Source organism: Roseimicrobium gellanilyticum (genome assembly GCF_003315205.1).
In the GTDB taxonomy this organism is placed as follows: Bacteria; Verrucomicrobiota; Verrucomicrobiia; order Verrucomicrobiales; family Verrucomicrobiaceae; genus Roseimicrobium; species Roseimicrobium gellanilyticum.
Map to the genome: position 1 here is coordinate 1141979 of NZ_QNRR01000001.1, position 20048 is coordinate 1162026.

Sequence of the window (20048 nt, forward strand, 5' to 3'; positions counted from 1 at the left end):
CGAGCTCAACACACACGCAGACCCATGCTGTCTTACTTACAGAAACCGGGGGTTCAGATTGCCCTGTTCATCGTCGCTGTGGCGGTGGGCGGCGGCTTTTTCTGGTACCAGAGCCAGCAGCGCACGGCTCCGAAGGCCGCGCCGAAGCCTCCGCCGGCAGGCATGGGGCAGGCCTCCTCGGAGCAGGTGGATGTGGGACGTCGTGACCTGACTGGCAGTGAAGTTGCCGAAAACAACCGTCTGGACAAACTGGTGCTGCCCCCGTTGAAGCCGGAGCAGCCTGTGGTGGTGGTGCAGAAAGAGGAACCCAAAAGGCAGGAGCAGCCGAAAAAGCCGGCCTTCCCTGAGCTTGTACAGGTGCAGAGCCATCCCAGCATGAGACCCTTTTCGGCGGCGCCTCCCAAGGTCTTCGCGCCTCGCGGCACGCTGATCAAGGCGGCACTGGTCATCACCCTGGAGAGCAACAACAACGGGACCCCGGTGCTGGGCATGGTGACGGAGGACGTGTATTTCCAGGGCAATCTCATCGTGCCCGCCGGCACGCAGGTACTGGCCGCCTCTGCGCAGGACAGCAAGATCCGTGATCGCGTGGATATTCGCGGTGCCTTCACCTTCGTCTGGGCGGATGGCTCTGAGTATGTGATCAACGGCATTGCCCTCGATCATCAGCCGCTTTCTGACGGCACCTTTGGTCTGCTCGATGGATCGCCCGGCATCCGCGGTCGCATCCTGAAGTCGGATGAGTACATCGAGTTGAAGATTCTCGTCAGCGAAGCTCTGCAGGGCATCATGAGGTCCCAGCAGGACCAGTTCCAGTCGATCTATGGCCTGGTGCCCACCAACAGCTCCAAGAACGCGGCTTTGGGCGCGGGTACGGGCGGCGCGTCCGCCTACTCGAACCTGATGGTGCAGAAGATGGAGAAGGATACGAACTATGTGCAGGTGCCTGCGGGTACCTCCTTCTACATCTACACGTTGGATGTCTTCGAACCAGAGCTGCGCAGCATCGGTGGTTATCGACAGGGGAACACAGCCGTATCCGGCGTGCAGTTGCAGCAGAACGCATACGAGCAGATGGCCGCCGCCGCTGCGGCAAAGGCTGCGGAATTCCAGGCGGGCCTGGCCGGCAAGAAGGCGGCCACGGAGGAGCAGGCGGCTGCGGCGCGACATGAATCTCTCGTCGAGCGCACCAAGGCGCTGATGGTTCCCACCAATAACTCTCCCCCTGTGGGCTCAGGAGGGGCGGCCCCTCTGCAGTCCCGCCTCCCGTTCGGCACGCCTCCCGCCACCCGGTAATGACCCATTTTGCATCATCCATGAAAACAACCTTTGCTCCCCTGGCTCTGCTACTCCTGGCGGCCTTGTCTTCGTGCGCCACAAAACCGGAGAAGCCCGAGGACGTGGCCTACGACGAAGATCTGGAGAACACCTTGCAGATTCCGAGCTACACCCGCACTGCGCTGGATGGCTGGCCGAAGGGGCGCCAGATTGATCCCTATGATGTCTCCCGCGTGCGCCATCCTGAGGAGGTGCACACCTATCACATCGGGCGCCTTCCCAGCCGTGATCGTCGTGAAATGCACGAGGCGCACACGGTTTATCGGGTGGAGCAGGACGCACGGTGGGATCAGCGCCTGCCTGCCACGCCCATGGCCTCCCGTGGCGTGGTGCTGGGCATTCGTGAGCCCGAGCATGATCCTGTGCCCAAGGATACCGTGGTGAATGCGGAGCGCGTGCGCCAGATCGAGCTGAGCGCCCAGCTGGAGAAGCGCGTGGCCCTGCTCAGGGACAAGCAGGAACAGATTGAGGCCTTCCTGGCTACTGCGCCGGACAAGAACAAGACCATCGCCGAACTCCAGCAGCAGAATGCCAAGGCCCAGTCGGATCTCAGTGCCCTGAAGGAAGAACATCGCAAAGCGCAGGATGAACTGCGTGAAATCAAAGAACGCCAGGCTATGGAAGAAGCTCTGAACAGGAGCATCAAAGACGCGACAAAGAAACCATGAAGTGGCACATCACATTGCCCCCCACCACAGATCACAAGAGCCGTCTTCGTGATCTGCCTGCCTATTTGGAAGGCAGGATCATTGGCCAGGACCACGTCATTCCCAAGGTCGTCCCCACCCTGCAAAATGGGGAGCTGGGCCTTTCGGATCCCGGTCGTCCCAAGGGTACCTTCCTTTTCCTGGGACCCACCGGTGTGGGCAAGACGGAAATCACCCTCTTGATGTGCCAGTATCTTTTCGGCGATGTGGAGAAGCACTGCATCCGCCTGGACATGTCCGAGTATCAGAACCAGGAGTCCCTGCAGCTTCTGCTCGGACAAGGTGAGAACAGCCGTGGCAACATGGGCCGGTTCTTTGATCGTGCGGAGGGCAGGGGATTCATCCTGTTCGACGAAATTGAAAAGGCGCACCCCCGGGTGCTGGACATCTTCCTGCAAGTGCTGGATGCCGCCCGCATCACCGTGGCCAATGGTGAAACGCTGAACCTTTCCGAGTTCTACATCGTGGCGACCACGAACATCGGCGCCGACGTGCTGATGGACGTGAAGAGCAGCAGCATCACGACGATTGAGCGATTCATCGAAGATCTCGCTGCGGCAGAGCTCCGTCCTGAAGTGCTGGCGCGATTCAATGTGCGTTGTGTTTTCCAACGCCTCAGTTACAACGCGCAGAAGCAGATTGCCGGGATCATGCTGAACAAGGAATTGAAGCTGCTCGCCTCCAAGGGCCACAACCTCACCTTCGGAAAAGGGGTGCTGGAATTGCTGGTGGCGGAGGGCGTGGAGCCCCGGCTGGGCGCCCGACGCATGCGCACCACGGTTGAAAGTCACTGCCGCCACGCAGTACGCGAGGCGATGCTCCAAGGCAACGCCACCTCAGGCGAACTCACTGTAGTCAATGGGAAACTGGTCATACAGAGCACGTGAGCTATGGGAACTCCACAAGCGCGAGATCAAGCGATATGGCATCTGTGCCTGGGTTTTGATCATCGGCGTGGTTCGCGAGAAATGGTTTCTCGCGTGGGGAGCTCTCGGCGCCGCGGCGGTGATGTACTGCTACGACCGCTGGTGGAAGCCGTGGGCCGACCGGGTTCTTGCAGCGGCTGGAAAAAAGACTGACAACGACGCCTCATGACTCCCAGAACTTTTCTTACCCTCACTGCCTGCCTGTTGCTGGCCTCCTGTGGCACCTCCAAGACGAACCGCACGTCCATCATCACAGACGTCATTCCGGCTGGTTCCCGAATTGAGTATTACGGCCAGATTCATGGAGATACGTGGCTGCCCACGATGGTGCAGACCAGCATCCCAAGTCCCATGCCGGTGAAGGAAGCGCAGCAGTGGGCCCTCAGCGCCGCCCAGCAGCGCCTTGGAGATAAATGGAAAGATTACCTCTTTCGCGTAACTGCCCCTGGCGAAAAGCCGATCATATTGTGGCAGAGACGCAATCACGTGCAGCTCTAGCACCCCCCCAAGTAAAACTTTAGATTTTCCAGCACTATGGCAGCAGAAGACGCCGGCGAAGAATTCACGGAAATGCTCTCCACAATTGGGCAGAACGTGCTTGCCCTGGTCAGGACGATCAGAGAGGAAAACAAGAGGAGAGAGGCGCAGAAGGCCGCCATGGAGAAAGACCGGCGCTCGGAGGAAATGGCGGAGCAACGCCGCATGGAGGACCGTGAGTTCTTGAAGTCCGAGAATGAGAAGATGCGCTCCGAATTGCGCGACATTCTCAAGGCCAATGGGATGGAGACTTCTGACAAGAATGTCGATCTCGCCCAGGGAGTGGCGGAGAAGATGAAGGACAACCAGTCCCAGATCGACTCCAACTTGTCTCAGATCGATGCCAACCAGTCCCAGATCGACGCCAATCTCTCCAAGATTGATGCCAACAACAAGGCCATCGGAAGGCTGGACGATCAGATTAAAGGCATCGGTACGGGACCCAAGGATCAAGGGTCGATCGACCAGTTCACGAAGATGCGGACTGAGTTGACTTCGATGAACTCGGAGCTGATGCAGCAGAACACGGATCTCGCGAAGAAGAACACCGATCTGGGGCAGAAAAACCGGGAGCTGGAGGCGAGCAACATCATGCTCAAGAACGGCAAGGGATTGGAAGGGCTTGAGACTGACCAATCCGTCCGGCAGAACCTTGCGAAGCAGCTTGATCAGGTCAATGCAGGTATCGCGCTCGACAACAAGAACCTCAACAGGGTCAACGGACGTCTCTCGGAAATCGAGGATGCGCAGAAGAAGGCGTTGAATCCTTCCGACGGTTCTCTGCCCAAAATGGATGCGTGGGAGAAGCTGCAGGCTGAAAAGCTGGATTTGCAGAAGGAGAAGGAGGGACTTCAGAAGGGACTTGCCCAAAAGCAGGATCAGCTCAAGGGACTGAAGGAGGGCAAGAGCCTGGAACAGCTTGAGAAGGCCGCCAAGTTGGAAGGCCAGATCCGCCAGGCCCAGGAGAAGGTGCAAGGCATCGACAACGTGCTCCAGGGGTACAAGAAGAACGAAGCGGCAATTCTCGACAAGCACAAGGAGATCCTCAAGACGCCAGGCAAGAACTTGGAGCAGTCGGACTACGACGAGCTGTCGAAAATCCGCGCCAAGATGAAGCCATTTGAAGACGAGAAGGCGGCTGCCCAAAAGGATGTCGTCAAACTCCAGGAGGAGCTCGACGGGGTCAAGAATGGTCCCAAGGTGGAAGGAGCGAAGGTGGATGCTCCGAAGACGGAGGGTCCCAAAATGGAAGGCACGGGCAAGATGGTCCAGGGACCCGGTGGTGGAATCACTTCCCCGGGTGTGCCCATGGAGCTTGAGTCTGCGCCCAAGCAGGTGTTGACGAGCCCGTCCATTTCGCAGACTCCGGATCTCACCCTTGATGGCGTCGGCGTGGGCGGATCTTCTGTTGGCAAAGAAGCTCCCAAGGTGGGAGAAGGGCGGCAGCGTGCCAAATCAGTGGGCGACAAGCCCGACAATGGCAAGCCGCTGTCCGTGAGAGAAGAGCTGGCCAGACGAGGAGAAACCACCGGTTATGAACTGGAAAAGATGGGCCTGAAACAAGGCCAGCCCAAGCAACAGGTCATGAGAATGAAGGGCGGCTGAGTGCGCACGTGCTGTGGCGACTTCTGGTCTTTTTCGGAACTGGTGATGTTGGGAGGTATGGATCATGCCTAGCGTACGGGATACCCTGAAGAGCATGCTCGCTGGCCGGAAGGGCCAGCAGGAGCAGCAGCAGGGTGTGCAGCAAGGCGAGGGCGGGCCCGACCCTCTGGCGACCAAGACCGATGAATCTCTGGCTGCCGAGCAAGGCCAGGGACAGGGGCAGGACCTGCTGGCGGCACGCATGAAAATGGTCGCGGAGCAGCGTGTGGCGCTCGCCCAGGCGGAGATGAAAAAACAGGAACAACACCTGGAGCAATTGCAGGACCAGTTGAAGGAACTGACCAAGCAAGGTCTGCCTCCGGGACGTCTCACGGATGACATTGATCAGGCCACCCAGCGCCTGAACGAAGCGAAGGCGGAGTTCTCCCGCGCGAATGAAGCCAAACAAAACACAGACCTTACCAGCAGCCTGCGTCAGGATTCCAAGGATGGCAGCATGGACCTTGGTGGGCAAAGTGTCCGTGACAAGCTGGGCGGCCCCACGGGTGGTCCCAAGCTGGGCGGGGATGAAGGCATGGAGGCACGGGCGCGCATCTCACCACGGCACAGATAAACCACGAAGCCTCTGATGTTGAATTCCGGGTCACCCCTTTGATTGACGGTTTCGTCCGCGCATCGCGTGGCAGTCCTTCTGAATATGATTTCCCTCCTGAAGAAAAGCATCCAACACGAGCGGCCGTGTCTTCCCGGCCTCGTGATGACGGTGCTTTTTCTGTCGCTGCCGAATCTGGTGGCCGTGTTCTGGCCGCGGGTGGACCAGCATCATGTGGAGAACTTCTGGCTGGGCGTGGGCATCCTGCTTGCGCCGTGTCTTTTTTCCGTGAGTGTGCGGACGGCCTTGCGGCTGTGGCTGCCGCTGGCGGCCTTCCTGCCTGCATTGATGGCGTATCATTTCGTGACGGGCGAGCCGGTGCGGGAGTGGGCCTTCGTGGTGCTGGGCGAGACAGATGCGAGTGAGCTGGAGAGGTTCTGGGCACCGGCGGTGCTGGCCGTGCTGGCAGCTCCCTGTGCGATGGCGTTTCTCTGGTGGTTCACCGGGCGGCACGTTCCGGCAGGGCACCGCCTGGGGTGGCTTGCACGTGGTGTGGTGATGGTTTGCCTCGTGGTCATGCCGCTTGGCCAGATGGTGTTTGGCGGATGGGGGTTGGGCGGACAGGTGGCCGTGAAGCGACTGGCTACGACCTTCCCTGCCAATCTTCCGGTTTCTGCCTGGCGTGCCTGGGAGATTCACGATGACTTCGCGGGAAGGACTGCTGTGGCTGAGCGCATGGAGGTGAAGTCCGCGCCGCTGGGTGACCGTGAGATCTATGTCCTGGTGCTGGGCGAATCCGCGCGGTTCGACAGCTTTCAAATCCACGGGTATGCGCGGGAGACGACACCCCTTCTGGCGAAGATGTCGGGGCTGTTGAGCTTTCAAGATGTCGTGGCGCCTGCGCCGGTCACCTCGATGAGCGTCCCTTTGCTGCTGACGCCGGCGAACCCAGAGCATCTGCGTGCAGCTGCGTCCCTGCCAAGTGTGGTGAGCATCTTCCGGCGGGCGGGATTCCACACCGCATGGTATTCCACGCAGAGAAAGCATGGCATGTATGACACAGCCTCGTCCGTGTTTGCCCGCGACGCTGAAGAATCAAGATTCCTCAGCGGTACCTTCGCTCCCGGGAATGCGCGCTATGCCTCTGCGTATGATGGCAACTTGCTGCAGCCGCTCAAGGAGCTGCTCGCGACGGGACACCGCCGTCTTTTCATCGTGCTGCACACCATGGGCAGCCACCAGAACTACGCGGATCGCTATCCGGCTGAGTTCAACCATTTCCCGGCCGAGCGTCAGGACATCGCTTCGCGTCCCTTTGTGCGGGCCCTGACTGGGGAGCAGCGAGAGCATCTTTCCAATGCGTATGACAACTCCATCCGCTACACGGACTGGTTTCTGGCCCAGGTCATCGAAACGCTGAAGCAGGCAAACGCGGTCTCCATGATGCTGTATGTGTCCGACCACGGGCAGAACAAGGGGGATGCGGAGACGCTTCCCTTTGCCCACGGAAACCTCACGCCGGAGGTGATGCACATTCCCATGCTGGTGTGGCTGTCGCCCGAGTACCGCGCGCAGCGGCAGGAGCAGACGATGCAGATGGAGTCCCATGTGGGCACGCCCTTCACTGGTTCGGCGGTATTCCATACCATGGTGGATGCCGCGGCGTTGCAATGTGATGCGCTGGACCTGCGATTGAGCGCGGCGAGCCCGCAGTTCCGTCCGGGTCCGAGGTTGCTAAGGAACCTGAAAGGTGAGCTGGTGGACTATGACACGCTTCCCGTCGTGCTGAATGCAGGCAAGTCGGCCACGCTGGGAATCTCTGCAGGAACCAACATCCATTCCGTACCGCGATGACACCATTCGTCACTTATTTTTCACCGTGTCCGGCTGGAGAAAAGCGGGCTGGGCACGCCTGCCTGTCTGCCGATTTTTCCAGCAGGATCTTGCCGGATTTCGCCGATACATCCATGATGGATGCCTCTCCCCATGCCGGACGGACTCACACGTCCCACGGCATTGAAAGCCCAATGAGCACAGCGCGATTTCGGTGCCCCGTGGAATAAGAATGGCTAGTCACCTCATTTCACTTCAGCAACTTGCGTCTTCCCTGAACATCCCATGTTAGCACTATTCCGTCTCCTCATCGCCGCCGCAATCGCCCTCGCCGGCTTTTGGTACGCCCTGCAGTTCGAAGGTTATCAAGGCGTCGTGGATGGCAAATCGATGTACGTGAGAGAAGTGGCCACTGCGAAGGTGGTGTCCGTGGCGCAGCCGGTGGGTGCGGCTGCGGGGGCTCTTCTTCTTGCGTTGGTGGTTTTGCGGTGGAACCCCGGATTCTTCAAAAAGGAGGAGTACATTGTGAGGTACAAGCACCTCAAGTGGAAGCCGGGCGAGTTTACACGTCACTGGCTCATTACGGGGGACACGGGGGTGGGTAAGACGACCTCCGGATTCAATCCACTGCTGCACCAAATCAGCGTGGCCCGGCCCAACTGGGGTGGCCTGGTGCTGGGTGCAAAGGGTGACGAACATTTCACCGCCATCGAGCACGCGAAGGGTCACGGCAGACCGGAGGCCATCTGCGTGCTGGAAGTGCGACCTGAGCGTGGGATGACGGACTGGAAACCCAAGCAGCGCTACAACCTCATCTCAGACAAGCGACTGCCCTACAACACGCATGCCAAGAACCTGGTGGACACGGGTGCCTCGGTAACGGGTGGTGAGCAGAGCTCCTTCTTCAAACCCGCGGCGCAACAGGCCATCACCTCCGCGTGTGAATTGCTTGAGACGCTTGGCAAGCCTGTAAACCTCAAGCGTGTGTACCTGTGCTTGTGCGACAAGGGGACCATGGAGAGCTTGTTCGAAGAATTGCTGGATGCTGACAGCAATGAAGACCGCATCCGTCTTGCGAAGTACTTTGACCAGACCTTCCTCTCCGCTGCCGCGGCTGAGCAGAAGGAAGGTATCATCGGTACCATCAAGGTGTATCTCGGATTCTTCATGGACGCGGACGTGGCTGAGGTCTTCTGTTCCGATGAACCGAATACGATTGAGATTTCGGACGTGGACAAGGGGCGGGTGCTCTGCACTGCCATGCCGCAGACCTTCCAGACGGAGCGTCGTTACATCAATACCTACATCAAGCTGCTCTTCTACACGCATGCGATGATGCGCTTCGACAAGCCGAAGGCGCAGCGCAAGGGCGAGAACCTGTTGCTGGCGGTGCTGGACGAATTCCAGGCGCTGGCCACGGCGAACGAAGATGGTATCTCTGACCACAACGTGATTGACCGTCTGCGTGCCGCGAACTGCTGCCTCATCCTGGGCATGCAGTCGGATGCCTCGCTCTTCCCTGTGCTGACCAAGGAGAAGGCGCAGGTGCTCACGCTGAACTGCCGTTCGCGTATTGCCTTCCGTCAACCCGACCCTGAGGGCGCCCTGGCCGTGGCAGAGTTCATCGCCAAGGTGGAGCAGAAGAAGGTGTCGAAGAGTTCAGGCTTGTTTGGCAGCAACGCCAGCAAGACCGTGAACAAGGAATGGGACTATGAAGTGCAGCCCGGCGAACTCATGAAGATGGGGGATGCGACTGCGTGGATTGTGCATCCGTCCAAGGACAAGGTGAAAATGCGCATTCCCCCGATGGACGGTGCGGGCAAGATTCCGGATTGGTGGAAGTAAGAGGCCGGTGCACGTGGAGCGAGGTAAAGATTTCCTGCTTCATGCCCGGCAGCGTAACCTGCCCGCAGTATTTGCCGAATCAGTGTGCAGACAGCACTCTGTGCGTCCCAGTTTCAGACGTTCGTGTGAAACTGGCGCGGACAGGTGTATTCCCGAAACCTGCTTTTTGTGGCATGAATTGACTGACCGGCGCATGGCTTCCAACGATGCTGCCAGTTGACGAAAAGAATCCCAAGGCAAGTATCCAGTGGAATCGATTCATTGAACCCGGAGATTCTGCTCTCTACAACTCATTCCCATCATGGCCTCCCTCTCTCCACTGCTCAGCAATTTCCCTCCGGAAGACGTCGCCCAGCTTTCCATCTTTGGAGAGGCCCGGCACTACGTGGCGGGTGAGGTCATCATCGAGGAAAACGAGGCGAACAAATACCTGTACCTGGTTCTGAAGGGTTCAGTGGAGGTGACCAAGAAGGGTGACCACGGTCCGCGTCTCATTGCGGAAATTCCCCAGACCGGTTCCATCGGTGAGATGAGCATCTTTGATCCGGGTCCTTCCAGCGCCACAGTGAAGGCGCTGACGGATGTGGAGGTGTGGCGCGCGACGCAGGAGAATCTGGAGCGCATGCACGAAGTGCGGCCCAAGGTGGCCTATCGTCTCGTCACGCGCATCTGTGAGGTGCTGGCCAAGCGCCTGCGTCAACTGAACCAGAAGTACGTGGACATGGTGTAGGGGCGGGGAGGAAGACACGGAGACACGGAGACACGGAGACACGGAGACACGGAGATTCGGAGATTCGGAGATTCGGAGATTCGGAGATTCGGAGATTCGGAGATTCGGAGATTCGGAGATTCGGAGACTGCGCCTGAGAGGCACTTGAGGATGTGGGTGTAGGTGTGAAACTATTGCCATAGCCGCATGGAGCATGGCTCGCTCCTGTGCTCCTAGGCCTGTGACATCCCTTCGATGCCTTTGGGTTCACGGCAGCGGCTGCGAGAATTCGTAGACAAAGACGGCGCCCGTGGCGGTGTCCATGTCTGCGGGGTCCATGGATTCTGCCATGCCTGAGTTGGGCGCGCCCACGGCAACCCATTGTGGTGTGAGGGCGAGACTGTAGCCAAAGGCAGCAGCCCCACTGCGTGAAGCGGCGGGGATGTAGAAATGCCTGTCCCAGCCACTCCCAGCACCTTCGCCTTTCTTGAAGATGCTCACGGCCCCCCGGTGCGCGTCCGCCACCACGCAATGGTCAGCCCCCACGGCGAGCCATTGGCCGGTTGCCGCCACGGATTTGCCAAACTCTCCCGACCCCTGCGAGGCCTCTGGGCGGATGTAGGCCTCGTGGGTGAATCCGCCTGTGGCATCCCTGCGCAGCACCCAGACAAGGCCGGTGAGATGATTCCACTTGGGGCTGCCGGCAACGACCAGCGAATCCGTGGCGGCCACGCTCTGGAAGTTCCCCGGAGGTGGGGCCCCGGATTCAGGCATGGGACCCATCAAGGGCTGGGACTGCCAGGCGCCGTCTTTCTGCATGACATGCAGCAGGGTGGGGGAGCCGGAGTTGTGCTCTGAGGGCATCTGGCTGGTGATGAATTCCCTCTCGTTGATCAGCGCTGCGTCGGTGGACGCGGAGAGGTCACTCAGGCCGGTGATTTCCGTGTGACCGGCGGTGAGAGCTCCTGGAGCAGGGGAGTAGAGATGGACCTTGGTGGCGGGGGAGTCGGCATGGAATCCGCCTTGGGATTCCATGGCGAGGTAGCGGCCCTTGCACGCCAGGACCTCCACACCCAGTGCAGGGGATTCGAGCAGGGGGATTTCATTGCCCGCCGGGCGCCAGCGTCCCGAAGGTACATGGTACTCATACATGTCGACCGTGCCCATGCCTTTGGAAGCCTTGGGGTGGCGGGGGGAGGCCACCACGAGACGGCCGCTGCAAAGCGCGACCTCATGACCGAAGCGGCAGCCAAGTCCGGGATGGGGATTGGGCAGGCACTGCTTCAGGGACCATTCGCCCTGCTCATCCCGCTTGTAGAGATAGACGGCGCCATAGTCGCGGCCGCTTTGGGAGACATCATTCGGAGCACCCACGGCGAGCCAGTCCTCCTTCACACTCACGCTGCGTCCGAAGAGGCTGCCCTTGGACAAGGAGGGCGGCTGGATGCGCACTTCACGCGTGATAGCGGGGCCGGTGCTTCCGTTTTCAGGCGTGAAGCGCATGGTGGTCACGCCGCCATCTGGCAGTGGTGCGCCAGTCGTATCAGCTTTCTTCTGCCCCGGCGATTCCATCCAGTCCCTGACGAACCAGGCGCCCATGGTACCCAGCACGAGGGAGAGGGAGATGGCGAGGGCCATTTCCAGGCGCTGCTTCCACCGCGTGGCGTAGCGTGCCTCCTTGCGCTCCTCCAACAACACGGGGTCCACGTCCTCGCGAATGGTCTGCACTTCGGCGCTGAATTCCTCGATGTCCTGATAGCGCTTCTCCGGCTCCTCTTGCAGTGCACGCAGCACCACCTTGTCGAGCCGCCTGTCGATTTTCTCCTTGAGGGATGGGGGACGAAAGATGCCGATGGGCAACTCGCCCGTGAGCATCTGGTAAAGCATCACGCCAAGGCTGTAGATGTCGGCACGATGGTCTTCATCGCCGCGTCCATTGGCCTGCTCAGGTGCGGTGTAGTGGGGTGTGCCCACCGCCCAACCCTGCTTCGTGATGGCGAGAGTGTCCTTGTTTTCCAGACGTGTGAGCCTGGCGAGACCGAAGTCCGCGACCTTGACGCGGCCATGCATGTCAATGAGCACGTTGCCGGGCTTGATGTCACGATGCACGAAGCCAGCCTCATGCGCATGGCCCAGTGCTCCGCAGATGTCGTGGACAATCGTGAGTGCTGTGGGGACATCCAGGCGGTGGTGGGACATCAGGTCCGCGAGGTCCGCGCCATCCACCATCTCCATGACGAGGTAGCAGTGATTCGAGCGGGTGCGGCCGAAGCTGTAAAGCGTGACAATGTTCGGATGATTGAGCTGCGCCATGACGCAGGCCTCGCGGGTGAAGCGCTCCACGAAGGCTGCGTCGTTCTTCACATTGTGCAGCAGCTTGATGGCCACGTGGCGGTTCAGCACACGTTCCCGCGCCTTCCACACCACGCCCATGCCGCCCTTTCCCAGGCGCTCCACGAGTTCGAAGTTGGGCAGCTCGGCGGCCAGTTCGTCATCTTCCAGGGACTTGGCGGGTCCTTTGCCCTGCTGAGGGGGCGGGATGTCCTCGTCCTCATCGAGGTCCGGGGGAGACTCGAAGCGCGAATCGTGCATGCCCAACAGCAGACACCGGGGGCACAGTCCTCCAGGGACTGTAGCCGGGTCATAGTTGAAGTCGCACTTGCTGCAGCTTGCCATTACCGGCTCGGGAGGGAGAAAGGGGAGGTGTGTCGAGGGTGCCCCGGGTCAGTTGCCCAAGGCATTGAGAAGTTCACGCAGTTCCGCATCCACATCGGCAGGGTCGCTCACCGTCTCGGCCACCTCCCACCGCAGCAGTTCTCCGAATTTCTTGCGCATGCGAAAGACGGCCTGCTTCACCGCATTCTCGTTCATGCCGATTTTCCCACCGGCCTCGGCATAGCTGAAGTCGGTGCTCTGCCATTCGAGTGCGCCCTTGAGAGCCTCGTAGATGTCCTCCTTGCCACGGCTGGCATAGTTTGCCCGCAGGGCCTCCATCACGCGCGCGAGAAGGGTGAGCACCCACCGGCGCTCGAAGATGCGCTCCGGCGTCATGTCGTGGGAGAGCTCCTTGATCTGGTGGTGCTCTTCCTCCTCCTGTTCCAGGGAGAGGTGATGGCGTCCACCGCCGCGCTTCGCTGCAGAACGCTTGTCCCACTGGTCAATGAGATAGCGCTCGAACGAGGCCCGCAGGAACGAACGGAGGCGGCCGCGGTCTTGATTCACCGTCAGCATGGAGCCACGGGTGATGAGCATCTCGTAGAAGCCCTGCACCGCATCATCCACATCGGAGAGGGATTCACCCCGGCCCAAGGCAAAGGCGCGAAGGGGGTCCCAGTAGATTTTCATGAGTTCACCCAGTGCGACCTTGGCCTTCTGGTCATCCTGCTCCTTCACCTTTTGCACCAGGCTCCAGCGGGTTTCGGGCATGCTTTTGCCCCCTTGCGCCGCTGGCTTTTCGGTGACCTGGGAGAGAGCGATTTCGGCTTCTGACTTCGTCATACGGAGACCGTGGGGTGGCTGAGAAGCCAGTTATAAGAGAAATTTGGCCACGGTGCAATCCCTGCGCCAAATTTGGAGGAAATGCACGGATGAGTTGGGATTAATTCTTTGCAGGATGTGACAAATCAAACGCTTGCATGCCGCCCCGGAGTCCTTTGCAAGGCCAGTGGGATGCCGACTCCTTAGTGGGGACGGGCGGAGGATGGCTGACTCGGGGATGGAGAAGTGTGGAAAAATGCAGAACGATGTCCCCGTATCGAAATTGCACGCATCGGGATATCGATGGTGAAAAACAGGTCCTTATCGAGAAACCATGGTTTATGGCTCCCGATGCTTCGGATGCACTGAAAGTGCAAAATGCACGTCGGTTTTTGTCGGTGAAAGTGACGTGACCGGATGCACGCAAGATGGACCGGAACAGCGACTCAGTATCTGGCCTGACACGCATTCCGTATGACCTTTGAGACGATTTCTCCTCCTGTGACGAACCCCGTCAGCGTTCGGAAGGTGCTGATTGTCGACGATCACCCTGCTTTCCGCTACGGCATGGTCCGGCTGCTGAAGCAGCTGGGAGGGTTCGAAGTCAGCGGAGAGGCAGGAGACGGCATGACGGCACTGGAGATTTTCCGACGCACCAAACCGGACATTGTGCTCATGGATATCTCCCTGCCGGGATGCGATGGGGTGGAACTCACCAAGATGATGTTGAGTGAGGAACCGGGGCTGACGGTGCTGGTGGTGTCCATGTACGATGAGTCCAACTACGCCCTTCGCGCACTGCGTGCCGGGGCCAAGGGATACCTCCGCAAGGATGAGAGCATCACCGAGCTGGGGACTGCCTTGCAGCGCATCTCCAGCCACGGCCTGTATGTCAGCCAGCGCTTCAGCGACCGGCTTGTGTTCAAGGCGATTCACTCCGGCGAAGACCTGGGAGATTCCTATCTGCGTATGCTGTCAGACCGCGAGCTGGAAGTGTTCCGTGCCATTGGCCAGGGATTGGGCACGCGGGAAATCGCCGAACGGCTTTGTCTCAGTATCAAAACCATTGAGACCCATCGTGCTCACATCAAGCGGAAGCTGAGGGCGGAGGACAGCAACGAAGTGGTGAAGCTGGCGCGAGACCTGCAGAATCTCAAAGAATCCGCCTGAGCATGGCGATGCATCTATTGAGGCTTGCTCAGTAGACTGACGTGGGGTGGAATGTTCTGCCTTCCTGAAGACCTTCGGCCTGGAACTGCCTCGCGGATGTGCATTCGAAGTCAGTCTATTGCACAAGGGCTCAATAGGAGTATCCTGTATGAAAGGATAAGCGTCCGAGGATGGACGCGCGGCAGGAACACTAACCATTTTGTCATGTTCTTGTCAGGAGCTTGTCAGTGCACAAATTCGCTCGTTGTCCCACCAGTGAGAGTGTGGAACCGAGGGAGTCTCTGGCGGTCACCGGTGTGGTCTTGGTGATATGATAGCGGCGGGCTATCTCAGCTGTGGTCGGCACCCGACGCTTTCCCCGCGAGATGTGCTGCGTGGTCTTCGATGGCTCGCTTCTTATGGCATGCGAAGAGCTGCACGTGGTCGCAGACTTCCTTGCCCCAATGGACCTTGAACACGCCAAGGCTCTCGACGGATTCAAACTCTGCGCGCAATCGCTTCGGAGCCCTGCGCTCGTTCGATGAGTGCATGACAAAGAGCGCATTCTCTCCCGTGAGATGTTCGTAGGACGGCCAGAACCAGTACTGGTTCTGCGGGCGCTCTGAGCTCTGCACATAGACCAACTGCCCATCCGGCAGCATATGGCGGGCTTCAGGCAGGTAGAAGTTCAGCAGGCTGGCGCGGCCGTAGTGGTCGGCAATGATGAAGACTGGAGCGCCATCCTTCTCCAGCCTGGCCCGCTGGTCCTCCACGAGGTGAGCGAGATCCGAGCCGCCTCGTACACGCACGAGTGGGTCATTTTTGGCATTGAGCGTCACTCCAAAGGCCTTGTGCAGAAGGTGCGTCTCATGAAGGATGGCCACCACGGGCAGGCCGAGGACAACGCCTGCTGCCAGCCAGCGTTGCGCCACCTTTGGATTGCCCAGCGAACGGTGATGCCACCACAGGATGGCCAGCAGGAACAGCGCAGGCGCGGCGGGTGCAATCCAGTTTGGCTGGGCCTTGGCCCGGCATGCCAGGAAAAGGTAGAAGACGAAGACAGGGACGCTGGCGCAGAAGAGGAACTTCCACAGCGCAGGCTTGTCCTTGAGCCGGATGAATCCCCACAAGGCGGCGAGGACGGAGAGGAAGAACACGGGATTGAGCAACACGGTCACTGCGCCTGCAAACTCCGTGAGGCTTGCCGGGTTGAACGACGCGGGACGGTCAAGCCCACCGCGCTCCTGCAGATGCGTCAGGGTGATCCACCCGTGCGCCGAGTTCCAGATGAGGACAGGCACGACTCCCAGCGCCATGAGGCACAGGGCGAGCCAGGGACCGGGCCGCTTGAGTTGTGTGCGATACGATGGTGTCCACACGAGGAAGAGGCAGAAACCCACCCACAGAAAGGGTGAGAAGAACTTGCTCAGGAACCCCAGTGCCATGCCGCTTCCGGCCATGACCCACCATGCAGTGCTGTCCTCCTCCATCGCCATCCACATGGCGAGGATGGACGTGGTGTAGAAGAAGACTGTGGGTGCATCGACGGTGAGCAGCGTGGCGCCCACTGCGAACAGGGGAGTGGCAGCGAATACCATCGTGGCCCAGAAGGCCGTGCGTTCGTCCGTCCGCTTGCGCAGGAAGAGCCACACCACCACGCCGAAGATGAACGCGAACACCGGAGAGAAGAAGCGCACGCCAAAGGCCGTGCTGCCCCAGAGATGGGTGCCCAGCCACTGCACCCATGCGATCAAGGGTGGCTTGCTGTAGTAGGCCCAGTCCAGGCGCTGGCTCCACATCCACTGGTAGGCTTCATCTTCGCTCAGTTCGATGATGCCGCTGGCGATGTAGGCAAGCCGTCCGGCGAGCAGTGACAGGAGCAACAGGAAGGTCGCATTCCGCCACGTGATGGCGGAGGCGCGTCTGGGTTCCGCGAGTACGATGGGCTCTTTGTGCTTCAACAGTGAAGGAGAGTGTGCCCACCATGCAGGGAATGCAATGGGTCCCAGCGCTCTCCACATGCCCAGAGCCATCCCCGTGACTACGGCTCCGATTGCGCCACCCGTGAGCCAGCCCACCACGACATCCGAGGGATAGTGCACGCCGAGGTACACTCGGGATACGCCTACAAGGAAGGCCAGCGGCACCATGAACATCCACGAGCGCCTCCAGAAGAGCCATGCCACCATCGCCAGCGCGCCCCAGTTCATGGAGTGGCAGGAAGGCATCGAGTGCATGCCGCTGCCATTGCCATGAACGATGCGCACATCGGCAAGGACCATCGCCGGTCGCGGCCTGGCGAAGTACTCCTTCATGGGTTCGCACACCAGACTGCTCGCGGCGAGGACGGCTGCCGCCGCGACCAGAACGAGGGCGAGCCCCCGCGCTCCTCCCTGGCGCACGATGCAGACGCTGAGCACGAGCAGCAGTGGGAAGAATGCGGCATTGCCACTCATGAAGGTCATCACCGCATCCAGGAAGCCATTGGCCGCTGTGTGATTGATGAGGTGGAAAATAACCGCGTCGAGATTCGTCAGGGCAGACATGGCTCAGGGCTGGGGATGCGGACGGATACATCTCGCAATCGCCAGTCACGCTACCGGGGTCATTTAACTGAAAGGTGACCTCAGGGTAACAAAGCTGTCATGGGCGGGGACGGATTTTTGGAGAACGAGCAGCCTGCATGCAAGCTCGCCCACCAGCGAAGCGAATGCTTCTACGCCTCCACCCGCAGCGCCCTCGGCACAGTGAGGCGCATCGTGGTGCCCTTGCCTGGCGTGCTGCTGGCGGTCACGAGGCCGCCGTGCAACTGTGCGATGGTCTTCACGAGAGGGAGGCCGAGGCCCACGCCTTTCTCCCCATCGTCTGCCGTGCGCGCGGCATCCACCCGGTAGAACCGGTCAAACAAGCGCGGCAGATGCTCCGGCGCGATGCCTACTCCGGTGTCGGAGACTTCGATGCTGCAAGTGTCAGCAGACTCCTCCACGGTGATGCTTACCCGGCCACCCGCTGCGGTGTGGCGCAACGCATTGGAGACCAGATTGGAAATGGCCAGCCTCAGCAGCGTGGCATCGCCGTAAGCGGTACCGTTGCCAATGACCTCGGTCGTGATGCCGCGATCTTCCGCCAGTGCGGAGAAGAAATCCAGCACCTCAGTGCCGAGGGTGACCATGTTGATGTCCGACTTGGTGAGTACGGTCTCGGCATTGTCCGCACGGGCGATGAAGAGCAGGCTGTCCACCATGCTCTTGAGCCGCTCATACTGTTCAAGGTTTGCCGTGAGCGCCTGGCGGTATTCCTCGCTGTCCCGGTCGTGGGACAGCATGAGGCTGGTGGAAATCATGAGGCTGTTCAGCGGGGTGCGGAACTCGTGAGCGGCATCGGCGGAGAAGCGGGAGAGCCGCATGAAGGAGTCACGCAGGCGCTCCAGCATGAGGTCAAATTCGTCTGCGGTCGCTGCCAGTTCCTTGGGCCAGGGATTGTGCCCGAGACGCCCATCCAGACCGCTCGCTCCCACGCGCCTCATGGCCGCCGTGATATCCTGCAGCGGACGCAGGCCCTGCCTGGTCAGCACCCATGCCAGCAGACCGGAGAGTGTGGTCCCAGCCAGCACCACGCCGATGAGCTGATTGCGGAATTCGGCCATCCATCCCTCGATGTGACTCACGTCCAGGGCCACCCTGTAAATGAAAAGCGCATCCGTCTGCTCACGTCTCACCATGGCAGAGGTGAGCATCATCAGGGGAGAGGTGGGCGACTTCCGGTAGTATCTGGCTTCCTTGATGTCCTCATGCTCCGAAACAGGCGGTGGGAAGGCGGTGACATCCGGTACGATGTCCGTGAAGCCGGGTGACTGCATCATGACCTGCCCTCTCCGCGTGGATATCTGACCGTACTGTGCCTCCATGTTGCGATGGCTGTACGAGTTGACGATCATGTCCTTCGTCATCGGAGGTGTGGGACGCTTGGCCAGTTCCTCGCGCAGGCTCTTGATATGCGTATTGAGAAACTCGGTGTCCTCTTCCGCATAGCTTTCATGCAAGCCGTGATACAGGAAGATGGCGCCTGCGGTGGTGGTGATGAGTGCCACCAGCATGTAGCCTGCGACAAGGCGCGTGGTCAGGCCAATGGCACGCTTGGGCCGCGATGATGGCGCTGGCGGGTCAGGCATCTCCACGGTCCTCCAGACTGTATCCCAAGCCGCGATGCGTGTGGATGAGGCGATTCTTGAAGGGTTCATCCACCTTGCGCCGGAGACGTCCCATGGCCACGTCCACCGCATTGGAGTCGGTGGTGAAATTGATGTCCCACACCAGCTCTGCGATGGTGGTGCGGGAGAGGACCTCCCCCATGCGCCTCGCGAGGAGGCTGAGGAGCTGGAACTCCTTTGCCGTGAGATCAATCAGGTGCCCCTCACGCTTGGCCTTCATGCGTGGCAGGTCCAGTTCCAGGTCGGCCACCTTGATGATTTCCGAGCGGGTGACAGGCGAGCGGCGCAGGAGCGTTCGGACGCGTGCCAGGAACTCGACCCATGCGAAGGGTTTCACCATGTAGTCATCCGCACCCAGCTCCAGTCCACGCACGCGGTCAGGCACGGCATCCCGCGCCGTGAGGAAGAGGACGGGGACATTGATTCCCCTGGAGCGCACTCTTTCCAGCACCTGCCAGCCATCCATCTGGGGCAGCATGACATCCAGCACGATTAGATCGTGCGCGCCGTCCAGGGCCGCATGCAGACCGGCATCCCCATTGTCAGCGGTGTTCACCACGTAGCCGGACTCCCGCAGGCCCTTCGCGAGGGCATCGCGACTGCGTCGGTCATCTTCCACAATCAGTATCTTCATGCGTTCACCGGCAACGCGTCGCGAGCCGGTGGAGGTATCTTGTACGGCATCGAGGCCGTTGTACCAATGTTTTTATTGGGAGCAGGGTTTCGACGGGAGTGTGTTTTTTCGCGTCTGGAGAGTAAAACACTGGACGCGGGGAGGCTTTGGGTTATGGTGTATAGTCACCAAATCAAGGCTGACGATTCCACGATGGCGATGAAGACGATGAAGCACGGTGTGCAGGAAACGCGGGACCTGCTGGATACGACGCAGGCGATGTCCCGGCTGGGCATGAGTGAGAATCAGCTCGCCCGCCTGAGGACCTCGCGGCGCATCAGCTATTTCAAGCGTGGAGGCCGCATCCTCTATGCGCCAGAGGAGGTGGAGCGGGTGCTGCGCGAGTCTGAAGTGCCTGCGCTGAGGCCCGTGGTGGAGGTGAGGGGAAGTGAAAAGGGATAAGTGAAAAGGGCCGGGAGCTCATCGGGGCGGAGCTATGTCTGCATG

At 60.1% G+C, this 20048-nt stretch carries 17 protein-coding genes; 12 read left to right on the forward strand and 5 right to left on the reverse strand.

Features of this window, described 5'->3' with window-relative positions; translation table 11 throughout:
• Positions 1-24 precede the first annotated feature (24 nt).
• From DES53_RS04725 to DES53_RS04770, 10 genes are all read left to right on the forward strand, one after another.
• Positions 25-1296: a TrbI/VirB10 family protein gene (locus DES53_RS04725; protein ID WP_147263217.1), complete on the forward strand. Its 1272-nt coding sequence runs from the start codon at positions 25-27 to the stop codon at positions 1294-1296.
• A gap of 20 nt (positions 1297-1316) precedes the next feature.
• The gene (locus DES53_RS04730) at positions 1317-2006 is read left to right on the forward strand and encodes a hypothetical protein (RefSeq protein ID WP_113957025.1); all 690 of its coding nucleotides are present in this window, start codon (positions 1317-1319) and stop codon (positions 2004-2006) included.
• The gene (locus tag DES53_RS04735; RefSeq protein WP_113957026.1) at positions 2003-2932 is read left to right on the forward strand and encodes an AAA family ATPase; all 930 of its coding nucleotides are present in this window, start codon (positions 2003-2005) and stop codon (positions 2930-2932) included. Before DES53_RS04730 ends, DES53_RS04735 begins: the two co-directional genes overlap by 4 nt.
• Before the next feature lie 67 nt (positions 2933-2999).
• On the forward strand, positions 3000-3140 hold the full coding sequence (locus tag DES53_RS33410; RefSeq protein WP_211325441.1) for a hypothetical protein: 141 nt from the start codon (positions 3000-3002) through the stop codon (positions 3138-3140).
• Entirely contained in the window at positions 3137-3469 is a 333-nt protein-coding gene (locus tag DES53_RS04745; protein WP_113957028.1) for a hypothetical protein, read from the forward strand. The genes DES53_RS33410 and DES53_RS04745 overlap by 4 nt, the downstream gene beginning before the upstream one ends.
• Before the next feature lie 36 nt (positions 3470-3505).
• Positions 3506-5113 carry a coiled-coil domain-containing protein gene (locus tag DES53_RS04750; RefSeq protein ID WP_113957029.1) on the forward strand — a complete coding sequence of 536 codons (1608 nt, stop codon included), beginning with the start codon at positions 3506-3508 and terminating at the stop codon, positions 5111-5113.
• Positions 5114-5177: 64 nt separating this feature from the next.
• Positions 5178-5726, forward strand: coding sequence for a hypothetical protein (locus tag DES53_RS04755; RefSeq protein WP_147263219.1), 549 nt, complete (start codon positions 5178-5180; stop codon positions 5724-5726).
• A gap of 84 nt (positions 5727-5810) precedes the next feature.
• The gene (locus DES53_RS04760; protein ID WP_113957031.1) at positions 5811-7559 is read left to right on the forward strand and encodes a phosphoethanolamine transferase; all 1749 of its coding nucleotides are present in this window, start codon (positions 5811-5813) and stop codon (positions 7557-7559) included.
• 264 nt (positions 7560-7823) lie between these two features.
• On the forward strand, positions 7824-9383 hold the full coding sequence (locus DES53_RS04765) for a type IV secretory system conjugative DNA transfer family protein (RefSeq protein WP_113957032.1): 1560 nt from the start codon (positions 7824-7826) through the stop codon (positions 9381-9383).
• A gap of 301 nt (positions 9384-9684) precedes the next feature.
• On the forward strand, positions 9685-10113 hold the full coding sequence (locus DES53_RS04770) for a cyclic nucleotide-binding domain-containing protein (protein WP_113957033.1): 429 nt from the start codon (positions 9685-9687) through the stop codon (positions 10111-10113).
• A 246-nt stretch (positions 10114-10359) separates the two neighbouring features.
• On the opposite strand, the gene DES53_RS04775 is transcribed toward DES53_RS04770, so the two are convergent.
• Together DES53_RS04775 and DES53_RS04780 are read right to left on the reverse strand one after the other, a co-directional pair.
• A complete protein-coding gene (locus DES53_RS04775) occupies positions 10360-12684 on the reverse strand; it encodes a serine/threonine-protein kinase (RefSeq protein ID WP_170156860.1) in 2325 nt (774 codons plus the stop codon).
• Between the two features lie 132 nt (positions 12685-12816).
• On the reverse strand, positions 12817-13518 hold the full coding sequence (locus tag DES53_RS04780) for an RNA polymerase sigma factor (protein ID WP_170156861.1): 702 nt from the start codon (positions 13516-13518) through the stop codon (positions 12817-12819).
• A gap of 525 nt (positions 13519-14043) precedes the next feature.
• On the opposite strand from DES53_RS04780, the gene DES53_RS04785 reads away from it, so the two are divergent.
• The gene (locus tag DES53_RS04785) at positions 14044-14739 is read left to right on the forward strand and encodes a response regulator transcription factor (protein ID WP_113957036.1); all 696 of its coding nucleotides are present in this window, start codon (positions 14044-14046) and stop codon (positions 14737-14739) included.
• Between the two features lie 329 nt (positions 14740-15068).
• Here the strand turns inward: DES53_RS04785 and DES53_RS04790 are convergent, their stop codons facing one another.
• The 3 genes from DES53_RS04790 to DES53_RS04800 all read right to left on the reverse strand — a co-directional run bounded on the left by DES53_RS04790 (position 15069) and on the right by DES53_RS04800 (position 19562).
• The gene (locus tag DES53_RS04790) at positions 15069-17264 is read right to left on the reverse strand and encodes a glycosyltransferase family 39 protein (protein ID WP_113957037.1); all 2196 of its coding nucleotides are present in this window, start codon (positions 17262-17264) and stop codon (positions 15069-15071) included.
• Positions 17265-17434: 170 nt separating this feature from the next.
• The gene (locus tag DES53_RS04795; protein ID WP_170156862.1) at positions 17435-18889 is read right to left on the reverse strand and encodes a heavy metal sensor histidine kinase; all 1455 of its coding nucleotides are present in this window, start codon (positions 18887-18889) and stop codon (positions 17435-17437) included.
• Positions 18882-19562, reverse strand: coding sequence for a heavy metal response regulator transcription factor (locus tag DES53_RS04800; protein ID WP_113957039.1), 681 nt, complete (start codon positions 19560-19562; stop codon positions 18882-18884). Before DES53_RS04800 ends, DES53_RS04795 begins: the two co-directional genes overlap by 8 nt.
• 153 nt (positions 19563-19715) lie before the next feature.
• On the opposite strand from DES53_RS04800, the gene DES53_RS32785 reads away from it, so the two are divergent.
• Entirely contained in the window at positions 19716-20003 is a 288-nt protein-coding gene (locus tag DES53_RS32785) for a helix-turn-helix domain-containing protein (RefSeq protein WP_170156863.1), read from the forward strand.
• Positions 20004-20048: the final 45 nt, after the last annotated feature.